This is a genomic window from Ensifer sp. R1-3, from assembly GCF_056739175.1.
In genome coordinates this window covers 2,885,617-2,903,105 of record NZ_CP096515.1, presented here as the reverse complement: position 1 = coordinate 2,903,105, position 17,489 = coordinate 2,885,617, and the positions used below count along the sequence as shown (strand labels likewise).

Annotated in this window: 9 protein-coding genes; 5 read left to right on the top strand and 4 right to left on the bottom strand. The window is 64.0% G+C overall.

The annotated features are described in order from the left end of the window. Nucleotides 1-20 precede the first annotated feature (20 nt). On the bottom strand, nt 21-761 hold the full coding sequence (locus M1D43_RS13830) for a helix-turn-helix transcriptional regulator (protein ID WP_003535227.1): 741 nt from the start codon (nt 759-761) through the stop codon (nt 21-23). Nucleotides 762-1,140: 379 nt separating this feature from the next. Here M1D43_RS13830 and M1D43_RS13825 point away from each other — a divergent pair, with 379 nt between their 5' ends. Both M1D43_RS13825 and M1D43_RS13820 read left to right on the top strand, forming a co-directional pair. After that, entirely contained in the window at nt 1,141-2,898 is a 1,758-nt protein-coding gene (locus M1D43_RS13825) for a glucan ABC transporter ATP-binding protein/ permease (RefSeq protein WP_028004583.1), read from the top strand. A 233-nt stretch (nt 2,899-3,131) separates the two neighbouring features. Next, complete coding sequence (locus M1D43_RS13820; RefSeq protein ID WP_272950221.1) at nt 3,132-3,254, top strand: hypothetical protein; 123 nt, start codon at nt 3,132-3,134, stop codon at nt 3,252-3,254. A gap of 90 nt (nt 3,255-3,344) precedes the next feature. On the opposite strand, the gene M1D43_RS13815 is transcribed toward M1D43_RS13820, so the two are convergent. Both M1D43_RS13815 and ndvB read right to left on the bottom strand, forming a co-directional pair. Continuing rightward, nucleotides 3,345-4,502, bottom strand: coding sequence for an OpgC family protein (locus tag M1D43_RS13815; RefSeq protein WP_027994093.1), 1,158 nt, complete (start codon nt 4,500-4,502; stop codon nt 3,345-3,347). A gap of 177 nt (nt 4,503-4,679) precedes the next feature. After that, nucleotides 4,680-13,178, bottom strand: a complete 8,499-nt coding sequence (gene ndvB / locus M1D43_RS13810; RefSeq protein WP_420376735.1) for a cyclic beta-(1,2)-glucan synthase — start codon at nt 13,176-13,178, stop codon at nt 4,680-4,682. A 155-nt stretch (nt 13,179-13,333) separates the two neighbouring features. Here ndvB and M1D43_RS13805 point away from each other — a divergent pair, with 155 nt between their 5' ends. Beyond that, a complete protein-coding gene (locus M1D43_RS13805) occupies nt 13,334-13,555 on the top strand; it encodes a hypothetical protein (RefSeq protein WP_003535216.1) in 222 nt (73 codons plus the stop codon). Nucleotides 13,556-13,618: 63 nt separating this feature from the next. Here the strand turns inward: M1D43_RS13805 and M1D43_RS13800 are convergent, their stop codons facing one another. Continuing rightward, the gene (locus M1D43_RS13800) at nt 13,619-14,512 is read right to left on the bottom strand and encodes a LysR family transcriptional regulator (protein ID WP_027994095.1); all 894 of its coding nucleotides are present in this window, start codon (nt 14,510-14,512) and stop codon (nt 13,619-13,621) included. Nucleotides 14,513-14,625: 113 nt separating this feature from the next. On the opposite strand from M1D43_RS13800, the gene hglS reads away from it, so the two are divergent. Together hglS and M1D43_RS13790 are read left to right on the top strand one after the other, a co-directional pair. Then, a complete protein-coding gene (gene hglS, locus M1D43_RS13795) occupies nt 14,626-16,026 on the top strand; it encodes a 2-oxoadipate dioxygenase/decarboxylase HglS (RefSeq protein ID WP_318853553.1) in 1,401 nt (466 codons plus the stop codon). 10 nt (nt 16,027-16,036) lie between these two features. Beyond that, on the top strand, nt 16,037-17,458 hold the full coding sequence (locus M1D43_RS13790) for an FAD-binding oxidoreductase (protein ID WP_153315118.1): 1,422 nt from the start codon (nt 16,037-16,039) through the stop codon (nt 17,456-17,458). Nucleotides 17,459-17,489: the final 31 nt, after the last annotated feature.

The following is a 17,489-nucleotide window of genomic DNA, read 5'->3' as shown; positions in this document are numbered from 1 at the left end:
CGAATCCGGTCGAGGCGCCGTCAGGAGATCAGTCCCAGGCGGAAGGCGATCGCCACGACGTGATGGCGGTTCTTCGCCTTCAACTTTTCCTGGATGCCGTTCATGTACCAGTCGACCGTGTGGCTGGAAATGTCGAGGACCTTGCCGATGTCGTTCGACGTCATTCCGTCGGCGAGATAGTGGAGCGCCTCCATTTCGCGCCGCGTCATCTGGACTTCGACGCGCGAGACGAGTTCCGCCATGATCTCCGGATCGGTGAGTTCGAGCAGCTTCCAGAACAGCCGCTTGGCGATGGCGTCGAAAAGGCTCAACTCCACCGGGCTAAGATCGACCACCCGGCCGCCCACGGTCAGGTTGCCCATGAGCCCGCGCCGGCCGTGGACCGGAAAGATATAGCCGTCGAAGAGGCCGTGATTGCGCGCCTCGACCATCATGCTTTCCATGCGCTTGCGGTGCGGGTCCGAGCGGAAGGCCACGAGCGTGTCGCGCCAGCGGAAGCCGCGCTGGGCATGCCCGAGGAAGCGAATGGTCGGATCGATCACGACGTATTTCTTGCGGATGTAGATTTGCGGCCAGCCCTCCGGCCAGCGTCCGGCCAGAAGAAGTCTCAGCGGATTCTCGTGCGGTTTCGGCTGACGCACGATGCCGTAGAAGTCGAAACCGCAGCGGTCGAGCAGGCGCTCGAACTCGGGCAGGATCTCCTCGCGCGTCTTCATCTCTTCCAGTAGCGCCAGAAACTGTACGAGCAACGTAATATTCATAGAGCATCCTCAAATCAAAAACGCGCCGCGCAACCCGCCAGGCCATGTGAATACGCCGTTCAGAAGCCATTCATGTTGCAACCGCGATAATTCTTCATATCACGCCCGGTCTTGCAGGAAACCTGCAAAAACTCGGAGTCGAGGCATCAAGATAGCTAACGATGAATCATCCCGCCAACCCTCCCATGGTATCGGATGATTCTTTTCGCTGATCCGCCCCGTCTACCGCGTTTTTTGGGAAGAACGCAAAGGCCGTCACCCGCGGCTTTGCCGGCACGCAAGGTGGATGAAGATCATCCTTGCCGTCGGTTCAAGACGCAACGCATTGCCGCATCGTGCCGTTGCGGCGCCAATTCCGATACCCGAAAGGGGTGAGACAGTGTCCTTGTTTCAGGTGTATGCAAGAGCGCTTCAGTATCTTGCTGTCCACAAGTTTCGCGTCGGGGCGATCGTCATAGCCAATATCGTCCTGGCTGCCATCACCATTGCGGAGCCGATTCTGTTCGGCCGAATCATCGACGCGATCTCGTCACAGAAGGACGTCGCGCCGATGCTGCTCCTGTGGGCGGGCTTCGGCGTCTTCAATACGATCGCCTTCGTGCTCGTCTCCCGCGAGGCGGACCGTCTCGCGCATGGTCGCCGCGCTTCGCTCCTGACCGAAGCCTTCGGCCGGATCGTCTCGATGCCTCTCTCATGGCACAGCCAGCGCGGCACCTCCAATGCGCTGCATACGCTGCTGCGCGCCTGCGAGACGCTCTTCGGTCTCTGGCTCGAATTCATGCGGCAGCATCTGGCGACGGCGGTGGCGCTCATGCTTCTGATTCCGACCGCCTTTGCTATGGACGTCCGCCTGTCGCTCATCCTGGTGGTGCTCGGTGCGGCCTATGTGATGATCAGCAAGGTCGTGATGAGCCGCACGAAGGAGGGCCAGGCTGCCGTCGAGGGCCATTACCACACCGTCTTCTCGCACGTGTCCGACTCGATCAGCAATGTTTCGGTGGTTCACAGCTACAATCGGATCGAGGCTGAAACGCGCGAACTGAAGAAGTTCACGCAGCGCCTGCTGTCGGCCCAGTATCCGGTGCTCGACTGGTGGGCTTTGGCGAGCGGCCTCAACCGCATCGCATCGACGATCTCGATGATGGCGATCCTCGTCATCGGCACCGTGCTGGTGCAGCGCGGCGAGCTCGGCGTCGGCGAAGTGATCGCTTTCATCGGCTTCGCCAATCTGCTGATCGGCCGCCTCGACCAGATGAAGGCCTTCGCCACCCAGATCTTCGAAGCCCGCGCCAAGCTCGAAGACTTCTTCCAGCTCGAGGATTCCGTGCAGGACCGCGAGGAACCGGCCGATGCCGGGGAACTGAAGGGTGTCGTCGGCGAGGTCGAATTCAGGGACATTTCCTTCGACTTCGCAAACTCGGCCCAAGGCGTGCGCAACGTCTCGTTCAAGGCGAAGGCCGGCCAGACGATCGCCATCGTCGGCCCGACCGGTGCCGGGAAGACCACGCTCGTCAACCTCCTGCAGCGGGTCCACGAGCCGAAACACGGCCAGATCCTCATCGACGGCGTGGACATCGCGACCGTCACCCGCAAGTCGCTGCGCCGGTCGATCGCCACTGTCTTCCAGGATGCCGGCCTCATGAACCGCTCGATCGGCGAAAATATTCGCCTTGGCCGTGAGGACGCCTCTCTGGACGAGGTGATGGCCGCCGCCGAGGCCGCCGCCGCGAGCGACTTCATCGAGGACCGCCTCAACGGCTACGACACGGTCGTCGGCGAACGCGGCAACCGCCTGTCGGGCGGCGAACGCCAGCGCGTCGCGATTGCCCGCGCGATCCTGAAGAATGCGCCGATCCTGGTGCTCGACGAGGCGACCAGCGCGCTCGACGTCGAGACCGAGGCCCGCGTCAAGGATGCCATCGACGCCTTGCGCAAGGACCGGACGACCTTCATCATCGCCCACCGCCTGTCGACCGTACGGGAAGCCGATCTGGTCATCTTCATGGATCAGGGCCGGATCGTGGAAATGGGCGGCTTCCACGAACTCAGCCAGAGCAACGGCCGCTTCGCCGCGCTGCTTCGCGCCAGCGGTATCCTGACGGACGAGGATGTCCGCAAGAGCCTTACGGCGGCGTGATCGCCTCACCGGATTTGCAACGAAATGCCCCGGCTCCGGGGCATTTTTTGTTGACCGGGAAAGACGGCTCCATTCGGCGCACGGCGCTGGCGGCATGACCGGAGCGCTTGGGGATAATCCACGGCTTGCACCTCCACGGCGATCGGGAGAAGACTGCCCCTCGGCACACACTTTCGTCCGTCGCTGGAAAGCACTGGGCCTGCTCCGTCCAATTCCGGGAGACCTTGCGTTCAATGAGTGAATATCAGTTCTACGAGTTTCAGGCGACCGACAGGTCGCTGACGAAGGGCGAGCAGGGAATGCTGCGCGACTTCTCCTCGCGGGCGCGGATCTCTGCGACGAGCTTCACGAACTAATGGAACGCTTCTTCGACCTGCCCCTCTATCTCGCCAATTGGGGCACGCGGCAGGGCGACTCTGCTCCCTGCGTGCGGATAAAGGTATCCCTCACGCCGCCTTCAGCGGCGGCGCCACGGACACTTCCTTCAGCCATTCGAGGTAATAGGCATAGGCGAAGTGCAGGCCGATGCCGCCGATGACGAAGATTGTGCCGATGATCCGGTCCCGGTCGGTGACGAGAAGCAGCACCTGGCCCGCCATTGCGAGGATCGTTCCGAAGATGAAGACGGCAAGCGAATGGCGCCCGATCATCACCAGGGGGTGGTTGCTTCCGACCCGCGTCAGCCGGCTGAAGACGGGAACGGTTGCGAGAATATAGGCGAGCGCCAGCACATGCAGCAGCCGCGTCAGCGACAGGAAGGTCTTGTCGAAGCCGGTCAGCACCGCAGGCAGCCCGAAGGAGAGATCGATGTTCCACCAGGAAAACAGCACCCAGAAGGCGGAAATCGCGAGATAGGCGACGGAAAGGCCAAGGAGCCAGGGGCTTCGCGGCAGACTGCCGCCCCGCCGCACATGGCTCATGCACAGGATGCCGATCACGAACAGGAACTGCCAGGACCAGGGATTGAGGAACCAGTAGCCGTCGTCGAGAAAGTTATAGGGCACCATTTTGAAGCAGCCGGCAGCGAGCCAGAGCGTCGCCGAAAACGCGAGCAGCAATCTGGGGCGGACGGCATTCAGCCACAGGAAGCCGGGCAGCAGCAGGAACAGCACCGCATACATCGACAGAATGTTGTTGTAGCCGAGCTGGTGCCCGAGCAGCACCATGGCGACGATCCCCTGCTCCGTCTGCTCGACGATCGGCCGGATGTTGATCTCGCCGATCAGCTCCTGACGGCCGAAATAGAGGGCCCCGCCGGCGAAGATCGCAAGCGTCACCACGCTCGTCATGATGTGCGCGACGTAGAGCGCCAGGGCGCGCCGCCATATCTTCAGCGTGAGGGCGAGCCGGCCGCCGGCCAGGAACTTGCCGGAATAGGCCGCCCCGACCGACAGGCCGGAAATCAGCACGAAGGCCTCCGCCGAATCGGAAAAGCCGAAATTCTTGTGCGTCAGATATTCGAGATATTGGCCCGGTACATGGTTGACGAAGATGGTCAGCAGGCAGAGGGCCCGAAAAACGTCGAGGCGTGTGTCGCGCCCGGTCGGCACCGGATGGGCGACCCCTCTCTGATCGTTGCCGCCCTCAAAAGTCTTTTGCAGCATGCGCGTCGATATCCGGGATTTGGCGCCCCGCCCCACCCCTGTTGAAACCGGCGCCGCCGTGCCGGGACAATCCGGGCCGCGCCGACGCCATGAATGAATGACGAACCTGGGCAAACAAAAACCGGCCTTGCCCTGACGGATACAAAGCCGGTTCAGCTCATGCTTCAAGTCCGGCAGCTACAGCAAAACCCCTTCATGCGCGTTTTTTGTGACACTATTATTTACACTTACGACCGGTTCACCACTTTTTGAATCGCGGCTGACGGAAATCCGGTGCGTGGTGCCGTTGACGCGCACTTCGGCCGAATAGCCCGGCCATTCGGAGGGCAGGACGGGGCGGATCAAGAGCTTGTCGCCTCTCTTGCGGATGCCGAGGATCCCCTCGACGCCGGCGCGGTAGAGCCAGCCGGCGGAGCCTGTGTACCAGGTCCAGCCGCCGCGGCCGGCAAGCGCGCCCTCACCATAGATATCGGCAGCAACCACATAGGGCTCGACACGATAATGCTCGACGTCCGCCTGGCTGAGAGCATGCGACACGGGGTTGAGCATGCGGAAGGTGCGCCAGGCCTCCTCCGCCCGCTCCTGGGCAGCGAATGCCAGCACCACCCAGGTGGCCGCGTGGGTATATTGACCGCCGTTCTCGCGCACGCCCGGGGGATAGGCCTTGATGTAGCCCGGGTCCTGCTTCGTCGTCTCGAGCGGCGGCGTGAACAGCCGGACGATACGCTTTTCGGGATCGACGAGCTCCGCCATCACCGCATCCATTGCGCGCAGCGAGCGCTCCTTGTCGCCCTCTCCCGAGAGTGTGCTCCAGGATTGCGCGATCGAATCGATGCGGCACTCGCCGTTCTCCGCCGATCCGAGCGGCGTGCCGTCGTCGTAATAGCCGCGGCGATAGTAGTCGCCGTCCCAACCTGCCTGTTCGAGCGCATCCTTCAGTGCTTCGAGATGCCGCTCCCATAGCGCCACGCGCGGCTTGTCCTTCCGGGCACGGGCGTAGGGCAGGAACGCGCGCAGGGTGCCGGCCAGGAACCAGCCGAGCCAGACACTCGTGCCCTCCCCGGCCTCCCCGACCCGGTTCATGCCGTCGTTCCAGTCGCCGCCGAGAATGAGCGGCAGACCGTTGGCACCGGTCCGATGAATGGCGAGATCGAGCGCACGGGCGCAATGCTCGTAGACGTCGCCCACCTCGTCGGCCACATCCGGCTTGTAGAAGCTGTCGTGCTGGCCCTCTTCCAGAGCCGGCCCGGTGATGAAGGGAACTTTCTCCTTGAGGATGTCTTCCTCGCCGGTGACGGCGCAATAATGCGCAACCGCGTGTGCGAGCCAGACCACGTCGTCCGAGATCATCGTGCGGACGCCCGCGTCCGTTCCGGGCAGCCACCAATGCTGCACGTCGCCTTCGACGAACTGCCGCGCCGCGGCATTGAGAATCTGCGCACGGGCAAGCGCCGGCCGATGGATGAGGAAGGCGAGCGTGTCCTGCAGCTGATCGCGGAAACCGAAGGCACCGCTTGCCTGGTAGAAGGCCGAGCGTGCCATGATCCGGCAGCCGAGCGCCTGGTAGGGAAGCCAGTGGTTGATCATGTGGTTGAAGGCCCGATCGGGCGTCTCCACCTTCACGACTCCGGTGAAATCACCCCAGAACGCCTTCGCCGCCTCGAGCGCGGCGCCGAAACTGTCCGCCCTGAGTTCCTCCAGGACGGCTCGCACCTGATCGGAATTGTCGGCATCACCGAGGAAGAAGGTGACCTGTCGCTCCACGCCGGCCTCGACGGTGATATCCGTCGCGAGCGCCGCGCAGGCATCCCCGTCCACATCCGTCGATCCGGTGAGCTCGGCGCCTGATATCACTGCCTGCGGGGCGAGGATTCCTCCGGCCCGGCCAAGGAATTCCCGCCGGCTCGCCGTAAAGCCGGCGATATCGCCGTCGCTGGCGAAGAACGCGCACCGGCCCGGATAATCGATGCTGTAGGGATTGGTGGCGACGAGCGTCTTCGCGCTTTCGTCCCACTCGCTGAGGACGAAGGGCGCGGTACGGCTGCGATTGTTGCCGAGCACCCATTCCGCATAGCCGTAGACGCGCAGCTTGCGCGCGGCCGAACTGCGGTTGCGGATCGTCAGCCGTACGAGCTTGGCCGGCAAGGTCCTGTGGACCGTATGCATGGCCTCGATCTCGAGCTCGTCCTGTGTGCTGAGAAAGCGCGAATAGCCGAGGCCGTGACGGGTTTCGAACAGGGCGGACTTGCGCCGCGACAGTGCGGCATAGGGCGTCAGCACCGCGCCGCTTGCCATGTCGCGCACGAAGATCGCCTCGCCCGGACGATTGACGACCGCGTCGTTGGTCCAGGGCGTCAACTGATAGTCGCGCGAATTGCGGCTCCAGGAGAAGGCCGCACCTTCGGCGGAGACATGGAAGCCGAACTGCTCGTTGGAGATGACGTTGATCCAGGGCTGCGGCGTCGCCTCGCCTCCGCGCAGCCGCACGGCATATTCTCGGCCGTCCTCGGCAAAGCCGCCGAAGCCGTTCCAGAAATCCAGGTCGCCGCCATCGAGTTCGACCGCCGTCCGCGCGTCGGCCTCCCGTATCACCGGCAGCAGCATCTCGGCGCCCTCCTCCTTCTTTTCGGAAGATTTGGAGTAGAGCGATGTGGCGCGGGCTATCTGATCCGAGATCGTGCCGTTGCGCGCATGGAAGACGGCGCGGGATGCCGAGATCAGCGTCGACCAGGTTTCCGGTTCCATAAGGTCACGGCGCACCGCAAATATGTGCTGGCGCGGGCCGTCCGAAAGGCCGCGAAGCCTCAAATTCTCGCACATCGAGTCGAGCGTGTGCTGCAGGTCCTGCGCGTAGGAGGAGGCGCGCTCGTTGACGACCACCAGATCGGCGGTGATGCCGCGAGCTCTCAGATATTCCTGCGCCCGCAAGGCCTCGCGGGCGATGCCGAGATCGCCGTCGTCGTTGATCCTGAGGCAGAAGATCGGGAAGTCGCCGGAGATCGCCAGCGGCCACAGCGCCGATTGCGAGGCGAGCCCGGTCTTGACGGTCTCCGCGTCGGCGCGAAGGTGCATATCCGGATAGACGAGATAGCGGCCGAGCATCTGGAAGCTCGCGGCCTCCTTCGAGGTGATCCCGACATGGCGCATCTGCACCTGGCTGCGGGTCCAGGCATGGATGAGCTCGTGATTGAAGGTTTCCGGATGCCGGTAGCGGTCGATCGCCCGGTCGACGCCTTCCCTGTCCGGGGCGGCGATCGTCCAGAAGATGACGCTCACTTTCTTGCCCGCCGGCACGCGTACGACGCGGCGGAGCGACACGATCGGATCGAGCGTGAAGCCGTCGGTGCCGGAAAGCGTGGCGCCCGGGTCGAATGCGGCCGCCTCGGCAAGCGTGCGGCCCTGGCCGAGGAAGCGCCGGCGATCGGTTTCCGCCTGCGTGTGGCGCTCGCTGCCGGCATTGTCGGTGACGAGATGGGCGACCTCGATGTCCGGATCGCCGGGGCTGCGCTTGTTGCGCGAGACCCATATCACGTCTCCGTGACGGCTGATCTCGGTGCGCAGGAACATCTTCGAGAAGGTCGGGTGCGAGCTGTCGGCATCGTCCATCGCAAGCACCGGCTCGGCATAGGAGGTCACCTCGATGAACCGGTCCTCCGTGCCCGTGTTGAGCAGGATAACCCGGCGGCCTTCGGCATCGTGCTCGGTCGCGACGATGCATTCCACCTCGCTTGTCAGATCGCCGACGGTCTTGACGAATTCGGCCTTGTCGTCGCCGAAGCGGGTAACGGTCTTTTCGCCCGGCGCACGCCGGGGCTCGGCCGTGGCCGACCACCAGTCGCCCGTCACCGTGTCGCGAAGGAAGATGAAGGTCCCCGTCCTGTCCTCTACCGGGTCCGGAGTCCATCTCGTGACCGACTGGCCGTTCCAGCGGGCATAGCCCGCCCCTGTCGCCGTCAACATGACGGAGTAGTGACCGTTCGACAGAAGCACCGTCTCGCGGTCCTGGTTGATCGGGTCTTCGACGACGCGGACTTCGGGGCGCAGGAGATCGGCCTGCCCCTTGCCCAGCGCTTCCGGCTCGCGCTTGGCGGCCATGACCGGGATGTCACGCGGGGCCTTTTCCTGCAGGAGGAGTTCGGCGGCCTCGATGACGGGATCGGCGTGGAACCACTCGCGCAGCTGCCCGTTGAAGACGACATTGGCGACCGCGGCGACCGACATGCCGTGATGATGGGCATAATAGTTGCGCACGACGGCGCATTTCTGGCCTTCCGGCACGCGCGTCGGCGTGAAGTCGACGGCGTCGTGATAGCCGTAGGCCCCAAGCGCACCGACCTCCCGGAGCCGCGCCAGATTGGCGAGCGCCGATTTCGGATCGTACATGCAGGCGAGAATGGACGCGTAAGGCGCGATGACGGCGTTCTGCCCGAGGCCGCGCTTCAGGCCCAGCGTCGGCACGCCGAAGTTCGTATACTGGTAGGTCAGCTCGTGGTCGCGCGCATTGAAGGCCGCCTCGGAAATGCCCCAGGGCGTTCCGAGCCGCCGGCCGTGATTGATCTGCTCCTGGACCACCAGATTGTTGGTCTGGTTGAGGATGCCGCCCTGCCGCTCCTGCATGACGAGCGGCGGCATCAGATATTCGAACATCGAACCCGACCAGGAGACGAGCGCACCGCGCGCGCCGATCGGCACGATCGGGCGGCCGAGCTTGTACCAGTGCTCGGTCGGCAGATCCCCCTTGGCGATCGCGAAAAGGCTCGTCAGCCGCGCCTCGGAGGCGAGCAGGTCGTAGCAGGCCTCGTCGAGCTCATTGGCGTTGACCCGGTAGCCGATCGACAGCAGCCGCCGCTCCGGCCGGAACAGGAAGCTGAAGTCCATCGAAAAGGCGATGTCGCGCGCGCGCTCCTTGAGCACCAGCAGACGCTGGCGCAGAGCCTCGATGGCACCTAGGTCGAAGACGCCGTCGGCGATATGCGCCTCGCAGGCTGCCACCAGCGAGCCCGCCCATGTCGCCACTTCGCCGCTCTGGACCGTGCGCACCTCATGGTCGAGATTGACCGTCAGCTTGTGCATGTCGCGTGCGAGCACCGCGAGGTTGATCACCCGGATGGAGGCGAATTCGCGCTCGCGCTTGACCGCCGCAAGTGCATTCTGGAAGCCGGCGATGCGTTCCTCGACCAGACGCCTGAGCGGCCGTACGGTCTTGCGATCGTCGGGAAGCTCGTTCAACGCCTCCTTCAGAATCGCCGCGACGTCGCCGATGCCGTCGAGATTGCCCTGGACGTGGGCGGAGGGCGCTTCGGCCCATTCGCGGCACATGGACGAGACCGCGATCAGGTGTCCGGCGAGGTTTCCGCTGTCGACCGAGGAGACATAGCGCGGCTCCATCGGTTCGAGGCCGCGCGTGCGATACCAGTTGAAGAGATGGCCGCGATATTTCGGCATGCGGTCGATCGTGGCGATCGTCTGCTCGAGGCGCGTGATCGTCTCCTCGAAACCGATCCAGCCGAAGGACCGCGCCGACATGACCGACAGGAGGTAGACGCCGATATTCGTCGGCGAGGTACGCTCCGCGAGCACCGGCTGCGGCGTTTCCTGGAAGTTGTCCGGCGGCAGGAAGTTCTGCTCGGCAGTGACGAACGCCTCGAAATAGCGCCATGTCCGCCGGGCGATCTTGCGCATCTCCTCGATCGCCTCCTCGGAAACGACGAGCTGGTCTTCGGTCTCGGCGGACTGGCTGACGAACCAGGCGACCGCCGGCGAAGCGGCCCAGATAAGGGCAAAGGGCAGCCCGATGAAGGGCAGCCCCGTATCGGAGATGGCGGCGAGCGCCAGCGACACGAGCGCAAGCGCCGGTGCCGTCCACATCGCGCGGAAGTAGTCGCCGATCGAACCGTGACCGGCGCTCTGCACCTGCGCGGCGGTGCGCCATTCGAGCATCAGCTTGCGGCTGACGAAGGTGCGATAGAGCGAGCGCACGATCGCATCCGCCATCATCGCGGCATTATGGGCGATGAAGACGATGCGCAGCGCGACCTGCGCGTTTGCGGCGCGTATGTCCGACAGCACCGTGTGGAGATGCGCACGCGCGACGATGTCGTTGCGCCGCGGCATGATCCCGGAAATCAGCGACAGCGTCGGCGCGACGAACAGGCTGAAAATCAGCACGAGCTGCCAGATCAGCGCCGGGGTCGGCTCCATGTAGTACCAGCCCATGACCGAGGCGGCGAGCCAGGCGACCGGAATGAGCGAGCGGCGCAGGTTGTCGTACATCTTCCAGCGCCCGAGCATCGACAGGCCGTTCTTCGGATTGAAGATATACGGCAGCAGCTGCCAGTCGCCCCGCGCCCAACGATGCTGGCGCGACATCTCGACCTCGTAGCGGATCGGAAAATCCTCGACGAGCTCGATGTCCGTGACCAGCGCGCAACGCGCATAGGAACCTTCGAGAAGGTCGTGGCTGAGCACCGCATTTTCTTCGATCCTGCTCTTGAGAGCAGCCTCGAAGGCGTCGACATGATAGAGGCCCTTGCCGGTGAAGCTGCCTTCGCCGGCAATGTCCTGATAGACGTCCGAAACGGTGAAGACGTAAGGGTCGATGCCGCGATTGATGGTGAAGATGCGCTGGAAGGCCGAGGCCTCGCTGCCGGTGGTGAGCGACGGCGTAACGCGCGGCTGCAGGAGGCTGTAGCCGGTCACGACCTCCTGTGTCCTCGGATTGACGACCGGCCTGTTGATCGGGTGATAGAGCTTCCCGACGAGCTTGGTCACCGCGTCGCGCATGAGACGCGTGTCGGAGTCGAGCGTCATCACATATTGCACGCCCTCCGGCACCATGTTGGCGCCCTGAAGGAAGGAGGTATCGCGGTCGCCGCGAAGCAGCAGGTTCAACTCGTGCAGCTTGCCGCGCTTGCGCTCCCATCCCATCCACACGCCCTCGGCCTCGTTGTAGAGGCGGCGGCGGTGCAGCAGGAAGAACCGCGTCTTCCCGTCATATGCATAGCGGGCAGAGAGAGACGCAATCTCGCGCTTGGCATATTCCAGGACATCCGTGTCGGCGGGCGCCTCCTCCGACTTGCTGTCGGCCCAATCGCTCAAGAGCGCGAAATAGATCTCGCCGCGCGGATTGGCGAGATAGTGAACCTCGAGGTTGCGCACGAGCTCGTCCACATGGTCGCGCTTGGCAATCAGGCAAGGCACCACGACCAGCGTGCGTGCATCCTCGGGTATTCCGTCGAGAAACTCGTAACCGACGAGCCGCGAGGGTTTGGCGAACAGCGTGAAGACCGTGTTGAACAGCCCCATCGCGCCTTCGGAGGCAGGCAGCGCGAAGAGCAGGAGCATGATCAGCTTCGCGCCGCTCGGAATATCCATCGGGCTGACGAAGGCATAGACGACGATCATCGCCAGGATCGTCAAGAGAATGTTCGGCCCGGCTATGGCGAACCAGTCGAGCTTGCGCACCGACCGGATGAGGTGCTGGAAGATCGAGGGCGAATAGCCGATCCTCTTCTCGAGCGCCAGGCGCTGCTTGCCGACGAGGAAGGAGCCGACATTCGGCTCCTGCAGAGGCGCTTCGACGGCCGCGGCGGCCTTCGCCTCCTCGACCATCTCGATCGCGATCTCCGTGACTTCGTGCTCGCTGTGGCCGGAGCGGCGGGCGAGCTTCTCGATCGTGTCGCGATATGTGTTGCGCGATCCGAAATCGAGCGCCGCATAGTCGGACCCTTCGCGCAGCGTCGCATCGATCTTGCTGACGCTTTCGAACCAGACGGCCCAGTCCGTGTCGTCGATCTCGCGCAGGCTGCGGATGATATTGCTCATCGTCGCGTTGCCGGACGAAAGGCGGTTCTGCTCCGCTACCAGCGCCTCCTCGACATCGGTGCCGCGCCTCTCCAGCCTCTCCTCGATCCAGGCGATGACGGCACCCGAGCTCTGCGAACCGTCGCGCATGCGGTAAAGGAGCTGTGCGATGAAGGTGTTGTCGGCGGCGAGCGCCTCGGACTCCACCAGAAGTGTCCGGCAGCCTTCCGGATCGTTCAGCCGGATGAGCTGGTCGGCGACCTCGTTCGCCTTCCGCCGCATGCCGCGCGAGCGCTCGACGCGGATGGCGATGCGCCTCAGATTTTCGATGAGGACGAAACGCAGGATCGACGGCAGCGCCCATAATTCGCCGATCTTGAGGGTCTCGTGCTCCTGGAAGCCCTCCACCATCGCGGTGATGCTTTCCCGCGTGACGGTACTATGGGTATGGGCAACGTAAAGCCAGGCAAGCGCCATCGTGCGCGGGATGACGGTTCCGGAGACCGAGAGGGTCGGCAGTTGCCGGTAGAACCGGCGCGGAAAGTCGCGCCGTACCTCCTGGGTCGCCTCTTCGACGACGTGGTGGTTGTCGAGCAGCCATTCGGCTGCAGGCGTGATCGAGGCGCCGGCTTCCACGTCGGCCGCGGTCGCGCGGTAGACGCGCAGGATTTCCTTTTCGTTCTCCCGGTGGCGGGCGCGAAATTCGAAAGGAAAGAAGCCCGGCAGAGCGGATGTGCCTTTTTCGGCGAGGCTCGCGCCGCATGCTCGCAGGTCGTCGATCGAGAAATAGGTCGAGCGGATCGAATCGTTGTAATCGATCTGCTTCGCTTCCGGTTCGCGCGGTAAATTGGACTGCGTTGTGTTCTGGAGCATGGGTACGGATTCTGGTTCCACTCGGGACTGATCGGCCCGGTTGTCGTTGTTCTGCCGGTGTGGCTGCGACCCTGAGGATGCAGACGGCGCCGGCGCGTTTCTAGACACGGTCATGTGCCCTCCTTCGCCGTCATCGTCCCGGGAAGAGAGTATCGGTGAAGGCAGGCGCCGAACGCAAAGCCGGCGGCGCGCTGGATTTCACGGCCGCGTGGTGCATGAAGATGGCATTTTTTAGCCGTGATGTCAGCAGCTTGCAAGGAATGCGAGCATCGCCCGCAGCCGGCTCCGGAGACCCGCACCGCGCGGAGCCGGGCCAGCCGGCAAGCTCCCTCGGTTCGATGGATATCTCTGTCAAAATCCGCCCCTTCCTGGTGTAAGCAGCATCATATCCGCAGTCTGAGATCCGTAGGTCCTCGACCGGGGCTTGTCACCGCGACCGATCAACCGACCTGTTCGGTGATCCACTCCCGGAAAGCGCGGCTGATCGGATTTTCGAGCTTGCCTTCCGGAATGGCGAGATAATAGCTGTTCTCCGTCTGCATCGGTCGATCGAGAACGATCCGCAGGGTGCCTGCGGTAAGTTCCTGCTCGATCAGATAGCGAGGTAAAAGGGCAAAACCGAGACCTGCAGTTGCCGCCTCGATTACCATCGAGAATTGATCGAAGCGGTTGCCGCGATAGGCGCCGTCCTGCTCGACGCCGTTTGCCTCGAACCATTGCGCCCAGAGCTTGGGCCGCGTCGCCAGATGCAGCAGCGGGGCGCCGCCGATGTCCGCAGGCGCCTCCACCGGATGCACCGAAAGAAGGGTCGGGCTAGCTGCCGGCACGATGACTTCGCTGCAGAGGTAGTTGCAAATGGCCCGCGCCCAGACGGGCTGGCCGTAATGGATGGCGAGGTCGAAGTTCTGCTCTTCGAAATCGAACGGCTCAGACCGGGAGGCGATATTGACGACGGTGCCCGGATGGCGCCTCAGGAAATCGGGCAGGCGAGGCACCAGCCAGCGGCTGCCGAAGGTCGGAAGCGATGCGATGGAGAGGCTCGAGTCGGCCCGCGCCGACGCCATGGCGCGCACCATCAGCTCTTCGGTCTGGTTCAGAAGCCGGCGCACTTCCGGCAGGAATTTCTGCCCCGCATCGGAAAGAATGACCCGCTGGCGTACCCGCTCGAAGAGCAGCACGCCCAGCTGGTTCTCGAGATCCTTGATCTGCCGGCTGACGGCGCTCTGCGTGAGATTGAGCTCCGCGGCGGCCTGGGTGAAACTGCCGTGGCGCGCCGCGCATTCGAAGGCCTGCAGCGTCGTCACGTCGGGAACCAGTCGGCGGCTCAACTTCATTCCAGCCTCGCATCAACATAGTCAGAAGCAGCGCGATCCAAGCTCAGAGCCTTCCGATATGATCAGAATTAAGAATGACCTTGTCCTTCATCCATAGCGCGAGGCGAGCCCCAGTGAAAGAGAATAGTTTCGTATCCGCCGACGATATTCGCTCGGCCTTTTCCGCTGCGATGTCGTTGATGTACCGCGAGGAAGTGCCGGCCTACGGCACGCTGATGGAGCTCGTCGCCAGGGTCAACGGTGAAACGCTCTCGGCCGACGCCGCCCTGAAGGGGCGCCTGGAAGCGACCGATTCGCTCGAACGCATTTCCGAGGAGCGTCACGGCGCGATCCGTCTCGGCACGCCGGCGGAGCTTTCGATGATGCGCCGGGTATTTGCCGTGATGGGCATGTATCCGGTCGGCTACTACGATCTGTCGACCGCCGGGGTGCCGGTCCACTCCACGGCCTTCCGGCCGGTGGGCGACGCGGCTCTGAAGCGCAACCCCTTCCGCGTCTTCACCTCGCTTCTGAGGCTCGACCTCATTTCCGACGAGGCCCTTCGCGCCGAGGCGGAGGCGATCCTGAAAGAGCGCCGGATCTTTACATCCGGTGCGGTCGAGCTTACCGAAAAGGCCGAGCGGGACGGCGGCCTCGACAGGGCCGATGCCGAGCGTTTCGTCGCCGAAGTGCTCGAGACCTTCCGCTGGCACGACGAGGCGAATGTCAGCGCCGGCATGTACGAGCGCCTGCACGATGCGCACCGGCTGATCGCCGACGTGGTCTCCTTCAAGGGGCCGCATATCAACCATTTGACGCCACGGACGCTCGACATCGACCGCGTCCAGGCGCTGATGCCGGAATATGGCATCGCCCCGAAGGCCGTCGTCGAAGGACCGCCGACACGCAAATGCCCGGTCCTGCTTCGCCAGACGTCCTTCAAGGCGCTCGAAGAGCCGGTTTCCTTCCGCGACGCCGACGGCAGCTGGAAGACCGGCTCGCATACCGCCCGCTTCGGCGAGATCGAGCAGCGCGGCATCGCTTTGACGCCTAAGGGCCGAGGTCTCTACGACCGGCTGCTCGACGAATCGCGCAAGATCGTACGCCCGGCCGCCGATGGTTCAAACGCCAGAGAATACGAAGCGGCCTTGGCCCAGGTCTTCGAGGCGTTCCCCGACAGCTGGGCGGAGCTCCGCGAGGCGGGCCTCGGCTATTTCAGCTACTCCCTGACGGATAAGGGCCGGCGGACGAAGCTGCCCGGCCGGCGCGATCTCAATTCCCTGATCGCCGACGGCCTCGTTCAATTCGATCCGATCGTCTATGAGGACTTCCTTCCCGTCAGCGCCGCCGGTATCTTCCAGTCGAACCTCGGCGACAGTGCGCAGCAGGAATTCGAAGCGAGCCCGAACCAGAAGCGCTTCGAGACCGATCTCGGCGTCGCCGTGCTCAACGAATTCGATCACTATGCCGGCATCGAGCAGGCATCGATCGAAGGCTGCCTCAAGGCGCTTACCGCCGCCATGGCAGCGGAGTGATACGCCGGCGATGATTGACGAGCACCATATCGACGCATTGACGAAGCTCCTTGGCGACAAGGGCGTCGTCACGCGTCGGGAGGACATGGAGGCTTACGAGGCCGGCGCACGCTACGACCGCGGCCGCGCGGCGGCCGTCGTGCGTCCGGCAACGACGGAAGAGGTCTCGGCCGCCGTCGGTTACTGCGTCCGCAGCGGCATCGCCCTCATCCCCCAGTCGGGCAATACGGGCCTCGTCTCGGGATCGACGCCGGACGAGTCCGGCAGCGAGGTCGTTGTCAGCCTCGACCGGCTGACCCGCCAATTCGCGCTCGACCTCGACAATCGCTCCTTGCGCGTCGATGCCGGCTTCCGCCTGTCCGAGCTCAATCGGCGCCTGGAGGAACACGGCCTGTTCTTCCCGATCGATCTCGGCGCCGATCCGCGGATCGGCGGCATGATCGCCACCAATACCGGCGGCTCGCGCTTCCTCAAATATGGCGACGTGCGCCGCAACACGCTGGGTCTGAAAGTGGTCCTCGCCGACGAGGCGGGCACGGTGCTCGACCTCGGCTCGGACCTGCGCAAGAACAATACCGGCGTCGACTGGAAGCAGATCTTCATCGGCACCTCGGGCGCCTTCGGCGTCGTCACCGAATGCGTGCTCAATCTCGAGCGCCTGCCGAAGCAGACGGCGACCGCCTTCCTCGTGCCGGCGAGCGGCGCGCATGTCCTGCCGCTCCTGAAGGCCATGGAAGAGCGGCTCGGCGCCTATCTCTCGGCCTTCGAGGGAATGTCGAGGAACGCGATCGCCGCGGCCTTCGCCCATGTGCCGGCGCTGAAAAACCCCTTCCAGGGCGGCAAGGTCCCCGACTACGTGATCCTCGCCGAAATCTCCCGCACCTCGAGCCCTCGCGAAGGCGAGCAGCCGCTCGACGCGGTTCTCGAAAGCGTGCTCGCGGAGATATGGGAGATGGAAGAGGTACTGCTCGCCGATGCACTCGTCGGCCCGCCGCACGAGATCTGGGCGCTGCGCCATGGGCTTTCGGAGGGCGTAAAACACCTCGGCAAGCTGATCGCCTTCGATCTCTCCTTCCGCAGGGGTGACATCATGGCCTTCTGCGACCATATGAAGACGGAAATGCCGGAAAAATTTCCGGGCGTCACGGTCTGCGATTTCGGCCATATCGGCGACGGCGGCGTTCACTTCAACCTGGTCGTCGCCAAGGATAGTCCGCTGCTGGCCGATGCGACCTTCGAGCAGCGACTGCGCGAATGGGTCTTTGCGGTGGCGGTCGAGCAATATCACGGCAGCTTCAGCGCGGAACATGCGCTCGGCCGCCGCAACCAGGCTTTTTACGATCTCTACACGCCGGAAAAACTGAAGAACATGGCGGCCGGCCTCAAGACGCTCACCTCGCCGGGCAAGCTCGGCAGCGTGCGCTTCGGTTAGGTCATCGCGCCAGTTACAAGACGGGAGTCAC

Coding starts and splice junctions, on each gene's coding strand:
- M1D43_RS13830 (WP_003535227.1), bottom strand. CDS start 761: ATGAATATTACGTTGCTCGTACAGTTTCTGGCGCTACTGGAAGAGATG.
- M1D43_RS13820 (WP_272950221.1), top strand. CDS start 3,132: ATGAGTGAATATCAGTTCTACGAGTTTCAGGCGACCGACAGGTCGCTG.
- M1D43_RS13800 (WP_027994095.1), bottom strand. CDS start 14,512: ATGAAGTTGAGCCGCCGACTGGTTCCCGACGTGACGACGCTGCAGGCC.
- M1D43_RS13790 (WP_153315118.1), top strand. CDS start 16,037: ATGATTGACGAGCACCATATCGACGCATTGACGAAGCTCCTTGGCGAC.
- M1D43_RS13815 (WP_027994093.1), bottom strand. CDS start 4,502: ATGCTGCAAAAGACTTTTGAGGGCGGCAACGATCAGAGAGGGGTCGCC.
- ndvB (WP_420376735.1), bottom strand. CDS start 13,178: ATGCTCCAGAACACAACGCAGTCCAATTTACCGCGCGAACCGGAAGCG.